22 protein-coding genes and 4 pseudogenes are annotated in these 17229 nt (G+C 42.6%); all 26 read left to right on the plus strand.

What is annotated here, in order from left to right:
- The first annotated feature begins 12 nt into the window (after nt 1-12).
- The 26 genes and pseudogenes from rpoC (at nt 13) to rplO (ending at nt 17228) form a co-directional block, all read left to right on the plus strand.
- A pseudogene (rpoC, locus tag A3SI_RS00735) lies at nt 13-4322 on the plus strand (DNA-directed RNA polymerase subunit beta').
- Between the two features lie 51 nt (nt 4323-4373).
- On the plus strand, nt 4374-4685 hold the full coding sequence (locus A3SI_RS00740; RefSeq protein ID WP_040669753.1) for a DUF3467 domain-containing protein: 312 nt from the start codon (nt 4374-4376) through the stop codon (nt 4683-4685).
- 125 nt (nt 4686-4810) lie between these two features.
- On the plus strand, nt 4811-5194 hold the full coding sequence (gene rpsL, locus A3SI_RS00745) for a 30S ribosomal protein S12 (protein WP_009053171.1): 384 nt from the start codon (nt 4811-4813) through the stop codon (nt 5192-5194).
- 25 nt (nt 5195-5219) lie between these two features.
- Nucleotides 5220-5686 (plus strand): annotated as a pseudogene (rpsG, locus tag A3SI_RS00750) (30S ribosomal protein S7).
- A gap of 5 nt (nt 5687-5691) precedes the next feature.
- On the plus strand, nt 5692-7812 hold the full coding sequence (gene fusA / locus A3SI_RS00755) for an elongation factor G (protein WP_009053172.1): 2121 nt from the start codon (nt 5692-5694) through the stop codon (nt 7810-7812).
- 12 nt (nt 7813-7824) lie between these two features.
- On the plus strand, nt 7825-8130 hold the full coding sequence (gene rpsJ / locus A3SI_RS00760; protein WP_009053173.1) for a 30S ribosomal protein S10: 306 nt from the start codon (nt 7825-7827) through the stop codon (nt 8128-8130).
- Nucleotides 8131-8375: 245 nt separating this feature from the next.
- Nucleotides 8376-9008 (plus strand): 50S ribosomal protein L3, encoded by a 633-nt coding sequence (gene rplC, locus A3SI_RS00765; RefSeq protein WP_009053174.1) that lies wholly within the window; start codon nt 8376-8378, stop codon nt 9006-9008.
- Between the two features lie 4 nt (nt 9009-9012).
- Nucleotides 9013-9642 (plus strand): 50S ribosomal protein L4, encoded by a 630-nt coding sequence (gene rplD, locus A3SI_RS00770; RefSeq protein ID WP_009053175.1) that lies wholly within the window; start codon nt 9013-9015, stop codon nt 9640-9642.
- A gap of 2 nt (nt 9643-9644) precedes the next feature.
- Complete coding sequence (gene rplW, locus A3SI_RS00775; protein ID WP_009053176.1) at nt 9645-9932, plus strand: 50S ribosomal protein L23; 288 nt, start codon at nt 9645-9647, stop codon at nt 9930-9932.
- Nucleotides 9933-9945: 13 nt separating this feature from the next.
- Nucleotides 9946-10769 (plus strand): annotated as a pseudogene (gene rplB / locus A3SI_RS00780) (50S ribosomal protein L2).
- Between the two features lie 3 nt (nt 10770-10772).
- Nucleotides 10773-11051 carry a 30S ribosomal protein S19 gene (rpsS, locus tag A3SI_RS00785; protein ID WP_009053178.1) on the plus strand — a complete coding sequence of 93 codons (279 nt, stop codon included), beginning with the start codon at nt 10773-10775 and terminating at the stop codon, nt 11049-11051.
- Between the two features lie 2 nt (nt 11052-11053).
- Nucleotides 11054-11443, plus strand: a complete 390-nt coding sequence (gene rplV, locus A3SI_RS00790) for a 50S ribosomal protein L22 (RefSeq protein ID WP_009053179.1) — start codon at nt 11054-11056, stop codon at nt 11441-11443.
- Nucleotides 11444-11452: 9 nt separating this feature from the next.
- Complete coding sequence (gene rpsC, locus A3SI_RS00795; RefSeq protein WP_009053180.1) at nt 11453-12196, plus strand: 30S ribosomal protein S3; 744 nt, start codon at nt 11453-11455, stop codon at nt 12194-12196.
- Between the two features lie 22 nt (nt 12197-12218).
- On the plus strand, nt 12219-12638 hold the full coding sequence (gene rplP, locus A3SI_RS00800; protein ID WP_009053181.1) for a 50S ribosomal protein L16: 420 nt from the start codon (nt 12219-12221) through the stop codon (nt 12636-12638).
- Nucleotides 12639-12646: 8 nt separating this feature from the next.
- Nucleotides 12647-12841: a 50S ribosomal protein L29 gene (rpmC, locus tag A3SI_RS17970; RefSeq protein WP_009053182.1), complete on the plus strand. Its 195-nt coding sequence runs from the start codon at nt 12647-12649 to the stop codon at nt 12839-12841.
- 7 nt (nt 12842-12848) lie between these two features.
- Entirely contained in the window at nt 12849-13112 is a 264-nt protein-coding gene (gene rpsQ, locus A3SI_RS00805; RefSeq protein WP_009053183.1) for a 30S ribosomal protein S17, read from the plus strand.
- 2 nt (nt 13113-13114) lie between these two features.
- A complete protein-coding gene (gene rplN, locus A3SI_RS00810) occupies nt 13115-13483 on the plus strand; it encodes a 50S ribosomal protein L14 (RefSeq protein WP_009053184.1) in 369 nt (122 codons plus the stop codon).
- Nucleotides 13484-13485: 2 nt separating this feature from the next.
- Nucleotides 13486-13830 carry a 50S ribosomal protein L24 gene (rplX, locus tag A3SI_RS00815; protein ID WP_040669713.1) on the plus strand — a complete coding sequence of 115 codons (345 nt, stop codon included), beginning with the start codon at nt 13486-13488 and terminating at the stop codon, nt 13828-13830.
- A complete protein-coding gene (rplE, locus tag A3SI_RS00820; protein WP_009053186.1) occupies nt 13823-14383 on the plus strand; it encodes a 50S ribosomal protein L5 in 561 nt (186 codons plus the stop codon). Before rplX ends, rplE begins: the two co-directional genes overlap by 8 nt.
- Before the next feature lie 3 nt (nt 14384-14386).
- Nucleotides 14387-14656 carry a 30S ribosomal protein S14 gene (gene rpsN, locus A3SI_RS00825; protein ID WP_009053187.1) on the plus strand — a complete coding sequence of 90 codons (270 nt, stop codon included), beginning with the start codon at nt 14387-14389 and terminating at the stop codon, nt 14654-14656.
- Between the two features lie 88 nt (nt 14657-14744).
- Entirely contained in the window at nt 14745-15140 is a 396-nt protein-coding gene (rpsH, locus tag A3SI_RS00830; protein WP_009053188.1) for a 30S ribosomal protein S8, read from the plus strand.
- A 13-nt stretch (nt 15141-15153) separates the two neighbouring features.
- Complete coding sequence (gene rplF / locus A3SI_RS00835; RefSeq protein WP_009053189.1) at nt 15154-15711, plus strand: 50S ribosomal protein L6; 558 nt, start codon at nt 15154-15156, stop codon at nt 15709-15711.
- A gap of 5 nt (nt 15712-15716) precedes the next feature.
- Nucleotides 15717-16066, plus strand: a pseudogene (gene rplR / locus A3SI_RS00840) (50S ribosomal protein L18).
- Nucleotides 16067-16075: 9 nt separating this feature from the next.
- Nucleotides 16076-16594, plus strand: coding sequence for a 30S ribosomal protein S5 (gene rpsE / locus A3SI_RS00845; protein ID WP_009053191.1), 519 nt, complete (start codon nt 16076-16078; stop codon nt 16592-16594).
- A gap of 5 nt (nt 16595-16599) precedes the next feature.
- Nucleotides 16600-16779 carry a 50S ribosomal protein L30 gene (gene rpmD, locus A3SI_RS00850; protein ID WP_009053192.1) on the plus strand — a complete coding sequence of 60 codons (180 nt, stop codon included), beginning with the start codon at nt 16600-16602 and terminating at the stop codon, nt 16777-16779.
- 2 nt (nt 16780-16781) lie between these two features.
- A complete protein-coding gene (gene rplO, locus A3SI_RS00855) occupies nt 16782-17228 on the plus strand; it encodes a 50S ribosomal protein L15 (protein WP_009053193.1) in 447 nt (148 codons plus the stop codon).
- Nucleotide 17229: the final 1 nt, after the last annotated feature.

Genomic DNA, 17229 nt, shown 5'->3' on the forward strand with positions numbered 1-17229 from the left:
ACTTCAACGACTATGGCGTTCAGAAAAAATAAAAAACTAAACAACGACTTTTCCAGAGTCACTATTAGTTTAGCTTCTCCAGAATCTATTCTGGATAGCTCACATGGTGAAGTAACGCAGCCGGAGACCATTAATTACAGAACGTATAAGCCTGAAATGGGTGGTTTATTCTGTGAGAGAATCTTCGGACCTGTGAAAGATTGGGAGTGTCATTGTGGTAAATATAAGCGTATTCGGTATAAGGGCATTATCTGCGACCGGTGCGGTGTTGAAGTGACGGAGAAGAAAGTACGTCGTGAGCGTATGGGTCACATAGAGTTAGTGGTTCCAGTAGCTCATATTTGGTACTTTAAGTCTTTGCCAAATAAGATAGGATATTTACTTGGTCTTCCGACTAAAAAGCTAGATCAGATCGTGTATTACGAGCGCTATGTGGTGGTGCAAGCGGGAATAAAGGGCGAGGATGGTCTGCAGTACTTAGACTTCCTAACGGAGGATGAGTATTTAGATATTATGGATAAGCTTCCGAAAGAGAATCATGCGTTAGAAGATGATGATCCGAATAAGTTTATCGCCAAGATGGGTGCGGAGGCACTTGAAATGCTACTGTCCCGTCTAGATTTAGATGATTTATCTTACAGCTTGCGTCACCAAGCGGCTACTGATACTTCTCAGCAGCGTAAGGCGGAAGCGCTTAAGCGTTTAAAAGTAGTAGAGGCTTTCCGTGATGCGCGTACGCGTATAGAAAATCGTCCTGAGTGGATGATCGTCCGTATGGTTCCGGTTATTCCACCAGAGTTACGCCCTTTAGTTCCTTTGGATGGAGGTAGATTCGCTACGTCTGATCTTAACGATCTTTACAGACGTGTGATCATTCGTAATAATCGTTTGAAGCGTCTTATTGATATTAAGGCTCCGGAGGTGATTTTGCGTAATGAGAAGCGCATGCTTCAGGAAGCTGTGGACTCCTTGTTTGATAACTCGAGAAAGGTAAATGCTGTGCGTGCGGATGGAAACCGAGCGCTAAAGTCACTTTCCGATATGTTAAAAGGAAAGCAGGGTCGTTTCCGTCAGAACTTATTAGGTAAGCGTGTGGATTACTCTGGTCGATCTGTTATCGTCGTGGGTCCCGAGCTTAAGCTACATGAGTGTGGTTTACCGAAAAACATGGCGGCTGAGTTATTTAAGCCATTTATTATCCGGAAATTAATCGAGCGTGGCATCGTTAAGACGGTAAAATCTGCGAAGAAAATTGTAGACCGTAAGGATCCGGTAGTTTGGGATATTCTGGAGAATGTAATTAAGGGGCATCCGGTGCTTCTAAACCGAGCTCCTACCCTTCACCGATTAGGTATCCAGGCATTCCAGCCTAAGCTAATCGAGGGCAAAGCGATTCAGCTACACCCTTTAGTGTGTACTGCATTTAACGCTGACTTCGATGGTGACCAGATGGCCGTTCACGTTCCGTTAGGACATGAGGCTATTTTGGAGGCGTCCACGCTAATGCTTTCTTCGCATAACATTCTAAACCCAGCGAACGGGGCCCTATTACGGTTCCTTCTCAGGACATGGTATTAGGTTTATACTATGTGACGAAAGGACGTAAGTCTACTCCTGAAGAGCCAGTGCCTGGAGAAGGTATGGTATTCTATGGGGAGGAAGAAGTGATTATTGCCTTGAACGAGGGCAGAATCAGTAAGCATGCCCATGTGAAATGTAAGGTTAAAGTTCGTCATGAGGATGGCAGTTTAGAGGAGAAAATCATCGATACTGTAGCCGGCCGACTTATTTTCAACCAGTTCGTTCCAGAGGAAGTGGGGTATGTGAATGAATTGTTAACCAAGAAAAAGCTGCAGCAAATCATCGCCGAGGTTGTTAAAATCTGTGGTATAGCGCGTACAGCCCACTTCTTGGATGATATTAAAGACCTTGGTTTTAAGATGGCCTACTCAGGTGGTCTTTCTATGGGACTTAACGATGTTATTATCCCAGAGGAGAAAGAGGTTCTAACAAGCAAGGCGAAAGAAGAAGTTAACCAGGTGACGAGTAACTATCTTATGGGTTTAATTACCGATAATGAGCGTTACAACCAGGTGATTGATATATGGACGCGTACCAACTCGAATTTGACAAATATTCTAATGCGTCAAATGGAAGAGGACAAGCAAGGATTTAATGCGATCTACATGATGATGCACTCTGGTGCACGGGGTTCTCGTGAGCAGATTCGTCAGTTAGGTGGTATGCGAGGGCTGATGGCTAAGCCACAGAAGAACTTGCAGGGTTCGGTAGGGGAGATTATTGAAAACCCGATTCTTTCCAACTTTAAAGAAGGTTTGGATGTATTGGAGTACTTTATCTCCACGCACGGTGCACGTAAGGGTCTTGCAGATACAGCACTTAAGACAGCCGATGCGGGCTATCTGACACGTCGATTAGTGGATGTAGCGCAAGATATGATAGTTTCTGAAGAGGACTGTGGTACATTACGTGGGCTTGTTGTATCGGCTTTAAAGGACAATGACGAAATAGTAGAGCCATTATCTGAAAGGATTCTGGGTCGTGTATCCGTACATGATGTGTACGATCCGATTTCCGAGCAGTTAATCGTTCCAGCAGGAGTAGAGATTACGGATGATATCGCTAAAATGGTAGATGAGTCTGCTATAGAAGAGGTAGAAATTCGTTCTGTGCTGACTTGTGAAACCCGTCGGGGTGTTTGTGCGAAATGTTATGGACGAAATCTTTCTACAGGAAAGATGGTACAGAGCGGTGAGTCTGTGGGTGTGATTGCAGCTCAGTCTATCGGTGAGCCCGGAACTCAGCTTACCTTACGTACTTTCCACGTAGGGGGTACCGCTTCGAACATCTCTGTAGAGGCTTCCATTAATGCGAAGTTCGATGGTGTCATCGAATTCGAAGAGGAGTTACGCTGGATTAATACGACCAACAAGGATAATGAGCCAGTGGCTATCGTCATGGGTCGTTCTGGAGAAATCTTGATTAATGATCCGAAGACGGGTAAAACATTGGTTTCGAATCACGTTCCTTATGGTGCAGTACTGAACGTTCAGGATGGTCAAACCATTAAAAAAGGCGATTCTTTATGTACTTGGGATCCTTATAACGCTGTCATTCTCTCTGAATTTGATGGTGAGGTGGATTTCGATTCCATCCTAGAGGGGATTACCTATAAGGAGGTAGTCGATGATCAGACTGGTCACAGAGAGAAGGTCATTATCGATACGAAAGATAAAACGAAAAATCCTGCTGTTGTCGTAAACTATGGTGATGAGACGAAGGCGTACAATATTCCGGTAGGAGCCCACTTAGCTGTAGAGGCGGGTGAGAAGGTACGTGCAGGCCAGATACTTGTGAAGATTCCACGTTCTGTGGGTAAAACGCGAGACATTACTGGGGGTCTACCACGTGTGACGGAATTATTCGAAGCGCGTAATCCAAGTAATCCGGCTGTAGTTTCTGAAATAGATGGTGTAGTTACTTACGGCGGCATCAAACGAGGAAATAGAGAGATCTTTATTGAGTCACGCGATGGTGTTCGTAAGCGTTATATGGTGTCGCTTTCAAAGCATATCTTGGTGCAGGAAAATGACTTTATCCGTGCGGGCGAGCCGCTTTCTGATGGAGCTATTACGCCTAACGATATCTTATCGATAAAAGGACCAACTGCTGTTCAGGAGTACTTAGTGAATGAAATTCAAGAGGTATATCGTTTACAAGGGGTAAAAATTAATGATAAGCACATCGAAGTAATCGTAAGTCAAATGATGCAGAAGGTAGAGATACTTGACGCAGGTGACACTGGTTTCTTACAAGGGCAGATTGTCGACAAGTGGGCTTTCCGTGAGGAGAACGACACGATTTTAGACAAAAAAGTCGTGATGGATGCTGGCGATAGTTCTACTTTAAAGCCAGGCATGATCATTACGGCTAGAAGGCTGAGAGATGAGAACTCCAGCTTGAAGCGTCGTGACATGAAACTTGTACAGGTTCGTGATGCAGAAACGGCTGTTTCTAAACCGACCTTGCAGGGTATCACAGCGGCATCCTTGGGTACGGAGAGCTTTATTTCAGCGGCTTCCTTCCAGGAAACGACGAAGGTCCTCAGTGAGGCAGCTATTCGCGGTAAGCGCGATGAGTTACTCGGCTTGAAGGAAAACGTTATTGTAGGTCACCTAATTCCAGCAGGTACAGGGCAGCGCAAGTTAGCCAACTACATTGTAGGAAGTACGGAGGAATATGAGCGTTTAAGTTCTGAGCGTGACAGGACGACGAAAAAGATCAAGGAGTCGATAAAGTAATTAATAGTGAGGAAGGGCCTGTGGATGCAGGCCCTTTTAAAGTTTATTCCTATGGAAGATAAAAAACCACAGCAGCAGATCAATATTGATTTAAGTGAAGATTTAGCTGAGGGAGAGTATGCCAATTTGGCGATGATCGCGCATTCTAATTCAGAGTTTGTGATTGACTTTATTCGGATGATGCCTGGTTTGCCGAAGGCAAAAGTCAAGGCGCGCATTATTATGACTCCTGATCATACACGTCGCTTGTTAGCTGCTTTAAAGGATAATATTCAGCGTTACGAAGAAGCCTTTGGTAAGATTTCAACAGACGAAGGGGTTAATTTTCCATTAAATTTCGGAGGAAGCGGAGGCGAGGCTTAATAAATCTTTAAATAAGTTTATGAGCTTCTAAAATTATAAGGCCTTAATTTTGTTAAGATTAGCCTTTTACCTACCTTTGCATTCCAAATTTTATATGTTTTCTTAATACATAATTCTATCCATTAATGCCTACTATACAACAGTTAGTAAGAAAAGGTAGAACCACACTTGAGAGCAAGTCAAAGTCAAGAGCTTTAGATGCTTGTCCTCAGCGTAGAGGTGTATGTACCCGTGTGTACACTACCACTCCTAAGAAGCCTAACTCAGCGATGAGAAAGGTAGCTAGGGTTAGATTGACAAATGGTAAAGAGGTGAATGCCTACATCCCAGGTGAGGGTCACAATTTACAGGAGCACTCTATAGTTTTAATTAGAGGTGGTCGTGTGAAGGACTTACCAGGTGTTCGTTACCACATTATCCGAGGTGCACTGGATACTGCAGGGGTTAAAGACCGAAAGCAAGGTCGTTCCAAGTACGGTGCTAAGCGTCCTAAGGCCGCTAAGAAGTAATTTTAAAAATATTTAGCTAAAAGAAATGAGAAAAGCGAAACCAAAGAAGAGATATATTCTTCCTGATCCTAAGTTTGGCGATACTTTGGTGACTAAGTTCGTAAACTGTTTAATGGTGGACGGAAAGAAGAGTATTGCTTACAAAATCTTCTACGATGCGATCGAGAAGGTAGAGACAAAAGTAGGTGAGAACGGTCTTGAGGTTTGGAAGAAAGCGCTTAACAATATTACTCCCGCTGTCGAGGTGAAGAGTCGTAGAGTTGGTGGTGCTACTTTCCAGGTCCCAATGGAAGTTAGACCGGAAAGAAAAGTATCCCTCGCATCAAGTGGATGATTACTTACGCCAGAAAAAGAGGTGAGAAAACCATGATGGATAGATTAGCTGGAGAGATTATCTCTGCATCCAAAGGTGAAGGAGCTGCGGTGAAGAAGAAGGATGATACGCACAGAATGGCAGAGGCCAATAAGGCATTCTCACACTTTAGATTTTAATTGAAATGGCAAGAGACTTAAAATATACGAGAAACATCGGTATCGCCGCGCACATTGATGCTGGTAAAACGACGACAACGGAACGTATTCTTTTTTATTCTGGTGTAAGCCATAAAATCGGAGAGGTACACGATGGTGCCGCCACGATGGACTGGATGGCTCAGGAGCAGGAAAGAGGTATTACCATTACTTCTGCTGCAACGACAGTTTTCTGGGACTATAGAGATAACAAGTATCAAATCAATATTATCGATACTCCAGGTCACGTAGACTTTACAGTAGAGGTTAACCGATCTCTACGAGTGCTAGATGGTCTAGTGTTCCTATTCAGTGCTGTAGATGGTGTAGAGCCGCAGTCTGAGACGAACTGGAGATTAGCAGATAACTATAAGGTAGCACGCATTGGTTTCGTGAATAAAATGGACCGTGCTGGTGCTAACTTCTTGGAGGTTTGTAAGCAAGTTAAAGAAATGCTTGGTAGCCATGCTGTTCCTTTACAGTTGCCTATCGGAGCTGAAGATAAATTTAAGGGGGTTGTTGACCTTATCAACAACAGAGCGATTGTTTGGAATACGGAAGACATGGGGATGACCTATGAAGTGGTTCCTATTCCAGAAGATATGCAGGAGGAAGTTGACCAGTGGAGAGAGTACCTTCTTGAGTCAGTAGCTGAGTTCGATGAGTCTCTTATGGAGAAGTTCTTCGATGATCCAGACTCTATCACTGAGGCGGAAATTTTAAATGCACTTCGCCAGGCTACCATTGCGATGAAAGTCGTTCCTATGGTTTGTGGCTCTTCTTTCAAAAATAAAGGTGTTCAGACGATGCTCGATCTAGTGATGGAACTGTTGCCATCTCCGCTAGATAAAGATGATATCATCGGCCGTGCCTTGGATAATGAAGAGGAAGAGGTGAAGATCGCTCCTGATGAGAATGAGCCTTTCACGGGATTAGCATTTAAAATTGCTACAGATCCATTCGTAGGTCGTCTTTGTTTTGTTCGCGCATATTCAGGTGTTCTAGAGTCTGGTTCTTATGTCTTTAACACGCGTTCAGGCAATAAAGAGCGTATTTCTCGTGTGTTCCAAATGCACGCGAATAAGCAAAACCAGATTCCTCGTCTTGTAGCGGGTGATATTGGTGCGGTAGTTGGCTTTAAGGACATTAAGACGGGTGATACGCTATGTGATGAAAAGCGCAAAGTAGTATTAGAGTCCATGATCTTCCCTGAGCCGGTAATCGGTTACGCGATTGAGCCTAAGACACAGGCGGACGTAGATAAGCTAGGTATGGCGATCGCTAAACTAGTGGAGGAAGATCCTACTTTACAGGTTAACACGGATCACGAGACGGGTCAGACCATTCTTCGTGGTATGGGTGAGCTTCACTTAGATATCATTATCGATCGTCTAAAGCGTGAGTTTAAAGTTGAGATCAACCAAGGTGCTCCTCAGGTAGCTTATAAAGAAGCTTTATTCGGTAGCGTAGAGCACAAAGAGGTTTACAAGAAGCAGTCTGGAGGTAAGGGTAAGTTTGCAGACATTGTGTTCGAGCTTGGTCCAAAAGATCCAGATCCTGAGACGAATGAAATTAAGCCAGGATTAGACTTTGTGAATGGTATAGTGGGTGGTGTAATTCCTAAGGAGTTTATCCCTGCGATTCAGAAAGGGTTTAATGAGGCGATGAAAAATGGTCCTTTAGCGGGTTATCCTGTAGAGGCTATGAAGGTTAGGTTATTCCATGGGTCCTTCCACGACGTCGATTCCGATGCACTTTCTTTCGAATTAGCTGCGAGAATTGGCTTTAAAGAAGCTGCTAAAAAGTGTAAGCCACAGCTTTTAGAGCCTATTATGGCAGTGGACGTGGTGACTCCTGATGAGTACACTGGTCCTATCACTGGTGATCTCAACAGAAGAAGAGGTTTAATGAAAGGGATGGATACGAAAGGTTCATCGACTGTAATTAAGGCAAATGTACCTCTTTCTGAGTTGTTTGGTTATGTAACAGATTTACGTACCATTACGTCCGGTAGAGCCACTGCTTCTTTAACATTCTCACATTATGAGCCTGTACCTACGAACATTGCTACTGAGGTAATCGCGAAGGTAAAAGGTGAAAATGCCTAATTTCGATAGAACATGAATCAGAAAATCAGAATAAAACTAAAATCCTACGATCATTCTTTAGTAGATAAATCCTCAGAGAAGATTGTAAAGGCTGTTAAGTCTACAGGTGCTGTGGTGGTAGGTCCGATTCCATTGCCTACTAAGAAGGAGAAGTTTACTGTGTTAAAGTCTCCACACGTAAATAAGAAAGCACGTGATCAATATCAGCTATGTACCTACAAGCGTTTGGTTGACATTTACTCTAACAGTCCAAAGACTGTGGACGCGTTAATGAAGATCGAATTGCCAAGTGGTGTAGATGTAGAGATCAAGGTCTGATGGACCTCACTTTATAGTAAGGAGCCTGCCAGTTTTACTGAGCAGGCTTTTTTTGGATTTTTTGCAAAAGCTTTTGGCAAAGGAAGACGTAAAATAGGTTAAAATTCCAAATTATTTTTCTGTAAATAATTGAAAATATTAGAGTTGGGTTTTGTAGGCTGAATTTAAATTTCTAACTTTGCAGTCCTTAAAAGGGCAGAGGTGTGTCTAAGCGCCTCTGTTTCAATATTATTATATAACAGAAGATGTCTGGAATAATAGGTAAAAAAGTAGGAATGACTAGCATTTTTAGTGCCGATGGGCGTAACGTCGCATGCACGCTAATAGAAGCTGGTCCTTGCGTAGTGACGCAAGTAAAAAATGTAGAAACAGACGGGTACAACGCTGTACAGCTGGGTTACGGTGAGCGTAAGGAGAAGAACACTCCTAAGCCACTTATCGGTCATTTTAAGAAGGCCGGCACCACGCCAAAGCAGAAAGTTGTGGAATTCAGAGACTTCAGAGTTGAGTTCGAAGGTCAAGTAGCTTTAGGTAAGACTGTTGCAGCTGGCGAGGTGTTCGTAGAGGGCGATTTCGTGGATGCGATAGGTACATCTAAGGGTAAGGGTTTCCAAGGGGTAGTGAAGCGTCATGGTTTTGGTGGTGTGGGTGGTCAGACTCACGGTCAGCATAACAGACAGCGTCACCCTGGTTCTATTGGTGCTTGTTCTTGGCCTTCCAGAGTATTCAAAGGAATGCGTATGGCCGGAAGGACAGGAGGTAGCAGAGTTAAGGTACTAAATTTACGCATACTAAAGGTTTATCCTGAGAAAAACCTGATTTTGGTAAGCGGATCAGTACCAGGTCCTAAAAATTCATTCGTAATTCTAGAGAAGTAAGACAATGGAATTAGCAGTATTAAAACAGAGCGGCGAAGATACGGGTAGAAAAGTAACCCTATCGGATGAAATCTTCGCTATCGAGCCTAATGATCACGCGATATATTTAGATGTAAAACAGTATTTAGCGAATCAGCGTCAAGGTACGCACAAGGCGAAAGAGCGTAATGAAATCGCTGGCTCTACGAAGAAAATAAAGAAGCAAAAAGGTACCGGTGGTGCGCGTGCTGGATCTATCAAATCTCCTCTATTCAGAGGTGGAGGTAGAATTTTCGGTCCTCGTCCTCGTAACTATGGCTTTAAACTGAATAGAAAGCTAAAGGTATTAGCTAGAAAATCTGCTTTAAGTTATAAAGTTCAAGAGAATGGTCTTACGGTAGTTGAAGGTGTGCAGTTCGCTGCTCCTAAGACAAAGGATTACATTCAGTTTTTGAATGGTCTTTCTCTAGCTGATAAGAAGACTCTTTTAGTAGTAGCTGATTTAGATAAAAACGTATTTTTATCTAGCCGTAATCTACCTAAAGCGAGGGTTATTTCTGTAAACGACGTAAATACTTACGAGCTATTACACGCGGATAATGTCGTGATGTGCGAAGCTTCAGTAGGTAAATTAGAAACCTTATTAGCGAAGTAAAGATGCAAATCCTGAAGAAACCTTTAATTACGGAAAAGATTTCTGCGATGAATGAGCGTGGTGTTTACGGCTTCATAGTAGAAAAAACCGCTAAAAAGCCTGAGATTAAGCAGGCTATCGAGAAAATGTATGGTGTAGACGTGGTGGCGATTCGTACGATGCGTTATGCAGGTAAGAAGAAGACGCGTTACACAAAGACCAAAATCGTATCTGGTTTTACGAATACCTATAAAAAGGCGATCGTAGAAGTAGCAGAGGGTCAAATCATCGATTTTTACGGAGAAATTTAATTGAACTTAAATCATGGCAGTTAAAAAATTAAAGCCTGTAACTCCAGGTACCAGATTTAGAGTTGCTCCGGCTTTTGATGAAATTACTACATCAAGACCAGAGAAGTCTCTTTTGGCACCTATCAAGAAGTCAGGTGGTAGAAATAACGACGGAAGAATGACCGCCCGTTACATCGGTGGTGGTCATAAGAAGAGGCTTAGAATCATCGATTTTAAGCGTAATAAATTTGGCGTTCCAGCTACAGTAAAATCAATCGAGTACGATCCTAATAGAACGGCTCGTATCGCATTGTTATACTATGCAGATGGAGCAAAAGCATATATCATCGCTCCTGAGGGCTTAACAGTAGGCACCCAGGTGGTAAGTGGTGAAGTAGTAGCTCCTGAGGTGGGAAATGCTATGTTCCTCAAGAATATTCCTTTAGGTACGATCGTGCACAATATCGAGCTTAAGCCAGGTAAAGGTGCAGCTATGGTACGTAGTGCTGGAGGTTATGCTCAGGTCGTGGCACGTGATGGCAAGTATGTGACTGTCAAGTTACCTTCTGGCGAGATGCGTTTAGTCTAGGTGTATGTATGGCTACAGTGGGTACTGTGTCTAATGGTGATCACATGAATGTGGTACTAGGTAAGGCTGGAAGAAACCGCTGGTTAGGGCGTAGACCGAGAACGAGAGGTGTGGCGATGAACCCTGTAGATCACCCGATGGGTGGTGGTGAAGGCCGTTCTTCTGGAGGTCATCCAAGGTCAAGAAATGGTTTGTTAGCGAAAGGTAAGAAAACCAGATCTCCTAAAAAGTATTCTAATAAATTCATCATTAGCAAAAGATCCAAGTAATATATGGCACGTTCGTTAAAGAAGGGACCTTACATTGCACATCACCTAGCCAAAAAGGTGGATGCCATGAATGATTCCGGGAAGAAGTCAGTGATTAAGACATGGTCCAGAGGATCCATGATTTCTCCAGACTTTGTGGGTCATACCTTTGCTGTTCATAACGGGAATAAATTTATCCCTGTATTCGTAACAGATAACATGGTAGGTCACAAGCTAGGAGAGTTCGCCCCTACACGTAATTTTAGAGGGCACATTGCCAAAAAAGATAAAGGAAAGAGATAATCATGGAAGCAGTAGCAAGATTAAAAAATGTTCCTACTTCTCCACGTAAGATGAGGTTAGTAGCTGACCTTGTGAGAGGTAAGCGTGTAGGACTCGCATTAAGCATATTGAAGCATACGCCAAACCATGCTTCTATCCGTTTAGAGAAGCTTTTACTTTCTGCAGTAGCTAACTGGCAGGCGAAGAATCCAGAGGAGAAACTGGAAGAGGCGGATCTTTACGTGAAGACGATAATGGTAGATGGTGGTCGTATGCTTAAGCGCCTAAGACCTGCTCCTCAAGGTAGAGCACACAGAATACGTAAAAGATCAAATCATGTAACCTTAGTAGTCGATGCGTTCGCTGCTCCCGTTACCGCTGATGAAGTAGAAACAACAGAAAACGCTAATTAAGATTAGACTATGGGACAAAAAATAAACCCTATTGGTTTTAGACTTGGTGTAGTCAAAGGATGGGAGTCCAACTGGTATGGCGGTAAAGACTTTGCTGACAAACTTTATGAAGACCAGCAAATCAGGAAATACGTCAATGCGCGAATCCCTAAGGGCGGTATTGCTAAGGTAATTATCGAGCGTACATTAAAGCGTATCACATTAACCATTCACACAGCTCGTCCAGGGGTGGTGATTGGTAAAGGTGGTGCTGAAGTGGATAAGCTGAAAGAAGAACTTAAGAAGCTCACTAACAAGGATGTTCAGATTAACATTTTTGAAATTAAGCGTCCGGAGTTAGATGCTAAGCTGGTAGGTGAGTCTATCGCTCAGCAGCTACAAGCTAGGATCTCTTTTAGAAGAGCCATGAAGCAAGCTATCGCTGCAGCCATGCGTGTAGGTGCAGAAGGAATTAAGGTAAAACTTTCTGGTAGACTTGGTGGTGCTGAAATGGCGCGTTCTGAAATGTACAAAGAAGGTAGAATTCCACTTCATACATTAAGAGCAGACATCGATTACGCACTATCAGAAGCGAATACTGTATACGGAATCATCGGTATTAAAGTATGGATCTTTAAAGGTGAGGTATACGGCAAGCGTGATCTATCTCCAAATGCTGGTCTTGCTAATGAGCCTAAAGGTGCTCAGGCAAACAGAGGCCGCAACAGAAGAGGAGAGGGTGGAGGCCCTAAGAGAAGAAAGAGAAATAATTAATTTTCGCCTTACGTAAGAAGTCATGTTACAGCCAAAAAGAACGAAATATAGAAAAATGCATAAGGGCCGTGTTAAAGGTATCGCGCAAAGAGGGCATACGCTCGCTTTCGGGAACTTTGGCATCAAGTCCTTAGAGGGCGGATGGATCACTTCCAGACAAATCGAAGCAGCGCGTATCGCGATGACACGTGCTATGAAACGTGAAGGTCAAGTGTGGATTCGTATCTTCCCTGATAAGCCTATTACCAAAAAGCCTGCAGAGGTTCGAATGGGTAAAGGTAAAGGTGCTCCAGAATATTGGGTAGCGGTTATCAAGCCTGGAACCATTCTGTTCGAAGCTACCGGTGTGCCATTAGCGACAGCGCAAGAGGCATTAAGATTAGCACAGCAGAAACTTCCAGTTAGCACAAAATTCATAGTTCGTAGAGAGTACGAAGGATAATTAAGATTATGAAAAACGCAGAAATCAGATCACTTTCCGAAAGTGAAATCCTAGAGCGTATCGCAGCTGAGCAGGAAAATTTAACGAAATTACGCTTTGCTCACGCCATCTCTCCAATAGAGAATCCCAATAAAATAAAAGAATCCAAGCGCTTAATCGCAAGACTTAAGACTGCCTTGAGATCAACACAACTAGCTAAATAATAAGATAATGGCTACTACTGAGAGAAATCTACGTAAAGAAAGAATAGGGAAGGTAGTCAGCAACAAAATGGAGAAGTCCATCACTGTTGCCGTAGAAAGAAGAATGAAACACCCAATCTACGGTAAGTTTGTTGCGAAGACTACCAAATTCATGGTTCATGACGAGAATAATGATTGCAACATTGGTGATGTTGTGAAAATTAGTGAGACTCGTCCGCTGAGTAAAAACAAGCGTTGGAGATTAGTAGAAATAATAGAAAGAGCTAAGTAATTATGGTACAACAGGAATCCAGACTAAGTGTAGCGGATAACTCCGGCGCTAAAGAAGTGCTAGTTATTCGTGTATTGGGTGGAACGAAAAAGCGTTACGCGTCGATCGGTGATAAAGTTGTTGTAACCGTAAAATCTGCGCTTTCATCCAGCAATATGAAAAAAGGTACCGTTTCAAAAGCGGTAATTGTAAGAACGAAGAAAGAAATCAGAAGAAAAGATGGTTCTTATATTCGCTTCGAAGATAATGCAGCTGTTCTCTTGAATAATAATGATGAGCCTAGAGGTACCCGTATTTTCGGCCCTGTAGCGAGAGAGTTAAGGGAGAAGCAGTTCATGAAAATTGTATCGTTGGCCCCTGAAGTTCTTTAATCATGGTAAGAAAAGTAAAAATGCAAGGTAAATTGCACATAAAAACCGGTGATACCGTGAAGGTAATCAGTGGTGACGAAAAGGGTAAAACCGGAAAGGTGATCGCTGTGGACAGAGAGAAAAGCCGAGCTAAAGTGGAAGGTCTTAACATGGTGACGAAACATGTGAAGCCTACTGCCTCTAACCCACAGGGTGGCATCGAAAAGAAGGAAGCCGGAATTCATATTTCTAACTTGATGCTGGTAGACCCTAAAACAGGTGAAGCTACTAAGACAGGTAGAAAGCGTAACGAAAACGGTAAGTTAGTAAGGTATTCAAAGAAAACTGGGGAGGTGATCAATGGCTAATCCTAGAATGAAAGAAAAATATCTTGGTGAAATCGTACCTGCACTAAGAGAGAAGTTTCAGTATAAGTCTGTGATGCAGGTTCCTAAACTTACCAAGATTGTTATCAATAAAGGTATCGGTGCTGCTGTAGCGGATAAGAAATTAGTGGATCAGGGTGTAGAGGAATTAACACTTATCGCTGGTCAGCGTGCAGTCGCCACTAAAGCTAAGGTTTCTATCTCCAACTTTAAGCTAAGAGATGGTATGCCTATCGGAGCTAAAGTAACGCTTCGTGGCGTTCAGATGTACGAATTCTTAGATCGTTTAATGACTATTGCCCTTCCACGTGTAAGAGATTTTAAAGGAATTAGCGATAAGGGTTTTGATGGTCGCGGGAACTATACTCTTGGTGTAACAGAGCAGATTATTTTCCCTGAAATCAGCATCGAGAAAGTAAACAGAATCTCTGGTATGGATATCACTTTTGTTACGACTGCCGAGACTGACGAAGAAAGCCTTGCTTTATTAAAAGCTTTCGGGATGCCTTTTGTGAATAAAAATAAAGCAGAATAAGAAATGGCAAGAGAGTCGATAAAAGCGAGAGAAAGAAAAAGAGAGCGCCTAGTAGCGAAGTTTGCGAAGAAAAGAGCTGAATTAAAAGCCGCCGGTGATTATGAAGCGCTCGATAAACTTCCTAAAAACGCCTCACCAGTAAGACTACACAACAGATGTAAACTTACGGGACGTCCTAAGGGCTACATGAGAAAGTTTGGTATCAACCGTGTGACATTCAGAGAAATGGCATCCGCAGGAAAGATACCTGGTGTTACGAAGTCTAGCTGGTAATTAAAAGGACAAAAGTTTTTATTCTTAAATTCATTGTGTAACTTTGCACGCCCGTAAAATACGGGTGTGCAGTTAGACTTCTATATATATGACTGATCCAATAGCTGATTATCTAACCAGATTGAGAAACGCCATCAAGGCCTCTCATAGAATCGTAGAAATCCCTGCTTCTAATATCAAGAAAGAGATTACTAAAGTTCTTTTTGACAAAGGGTACATCCAAAACTACAAATTCGTAGAAGATGGTCCTCAAGGAACTATAAAAATCGCATTAAAATACAACCCTGTTACAAAACAGAATGCGATTGTAAGTCTTTCTAGAGTAAGTAAGCCAGGTTTAAGACAATATGCCAAGCATGAAGCATTACCTCGTGTAATCAATGGTCTTGGTATTGCTATCCTTTCCACTTCTAAAGGTGTGATGAGCGATAAAGAAGCTCGCACTGAAGGAATCGGTGGAGAGGTACTGTGTTACGTATACTAATTTATACCATTTTATGTCTAGAATAGGTAAAAAACCAATAAATATACCTGCGGGTGTTACTGTAGACGTGTCAGCACATAATACTGTCACTGTTAAAGGTCCTAAGGGTACGCTGACTCAGGAGGTAAATCCTGATATCACCGTAGTAGTGGAAGGGAATCAAGTGGTCCTTTCCCGTCCTACTGAGCAAAAAAGACATAAGTCTTTTCATGGTCTGTACCGTGCACTTATTAACAACATGGTTATCGGTGTAGCTGAAGGTTACAAAAAGGAATTAGAACTCGTGGGTGTAGGTTACAAAGCCTCCGTACAAGGTCAGGTCCTTGAGTTATCATTAGGTTATTCTCACAACATCTTCCTAGCCTTACCTGATGTAATCGCTGTAAAAGCAGAGACTGCAAAAGGAAAAAATCCTATCATTACGTTAGAAGGAATTGATAAAGAATTAGTGGGCCAGGTGGCTGCTAAAATCAGATCCCTACGTAAAGTAGAGCCTTACAAGGGTAAAGGTGTACGTTTTGTAGGTGAGGTTGTACGTCGTAAAGCTGGTAAAACTGCAGGTAAAAAATAAGTAGGATGGCATTCAATAAGAACGAAAGAAGACAAAGAATCAAAAAAAGTATTAGGAGAAAGATCTCCGGTACGGATTCTAGACCGCGCCTTTCTGTATTTAAAAGCAATACCGGAATATACGCGCAATTAGTTGATGATCTGAAAGGTCATACCTTGGCATCTGCATCTTCAAAAGAGTTAGGTAACATCAAAAATGTTAACATCGCTACTTCTGGAGAAGTTGGTAAAAAGCTAGCTGAAAGAGCTATAGCAAAAGGTGTCACTGAAGTTGTTTTTGACAGAAGTGGTTACCTTTACCATGGCAATGTAAAAGCTTGGCTGATGGTGCGAGAGAAGGTGGCCTTAAATTTTAATCAATTATCATGTCACAGAATAGAAAAAAGCCAATCAGGGCTACAGATACAGAACTTAAAGAGCGCGTCGTTGCTATTAACCGCGTAGCGAAAGTAGTAAAAGGTGGGCGTCGCTTCTCCTTCTCGGCCATCGTAGTGGTAGGGGATGGTAAAGGTGTAGTAGGTTATGGATTAGGAAAAGCGAATGAAGTAACCGATGCGATTACCAAGGGAATAGAAGATGCCAAGAAAAACCTGGTGCGTGTTCCAGTTCTTAAAGGAACTATCCCCCACGAGCAATTAGGTAAATTCGGTGGTGGCTTCGTACTCATTAAGCCTGCCGCTGCTGGTACCGGTGTAATCGCCGGTGGTGCCATGCGTGCTGTTCTCGAGAGTGCGGGAGTTACTGATGTATTAGCGAAGTCTAAGGGTTCTTCTAACCCACATAACGTGGTGAAGGCAACAATCGACGCTTTAATACAATTAAGAGACGCTATTTCCGTTTCTCAGCAAAGAGGGGTTAAATTATCTAAAGTTTTTAACGGTTAAGAGAAATGGCTAAAGTTAAAATAACCCAGGTAAGAAGTACAATCAAAAGACCTAAAGATCAAAAAGCGACTATTATTGCTCTTGGTTTAGGTAAGATGAACAAGTCTGTTGTGAAGGAAACTTCTCCTCAGATCGAAGGTATGATTAAAAAGATTAGTCATCTAGTTAAAGTAGAAGAAGCTTAATTATGAAATTACATACACTTAAACCAGCTGAAGGCTCCATTAAGTCTCGTAAGAGAATAGGCCGTGGTCAAGGTTCAGGCCGTGGTGGAACTTCTACTAGAGGTCATAAAGGTGCGAAATCTCGTTCTGGCTATAAGCAAAAACTAGGTTTCGAAGGTGGTCAGATGCCCTTACAGCGTAGAGTACCTAAGTTCGGTTTTAAAAATCCTTTCCGTGTAGAGTATAAGCCTATTAACTTAGAAACACTCGAGTCCCTTGCGACTGAACACAAGATTGAAGAAATAACTTTCGAAACTTTAGTCTCTCATGGCCTAGTTTCTAAAAAAGATCTTGTAAAAGTCTTAGGAAGAGGCGAACTTACCGCGAAAATTAACGTAAGCGCACATCAGTTTTCAGCTTCGGCCGTAGAGGCCATCGAAAAGGCTGGTGGAAAAACAAACAAGATTTAAG

It is taken from the genome of Nitritalea halalkaliphila LW7 (assembly GCF_000265075.1).
Taxonomy (GTDB): domain Bacteria; phylum Bacteroidota; class Bacteroidia; order Cytophagales; family Cyclobacteriaceae; genus Nitritalea; species Nitritalea halalkaliphila.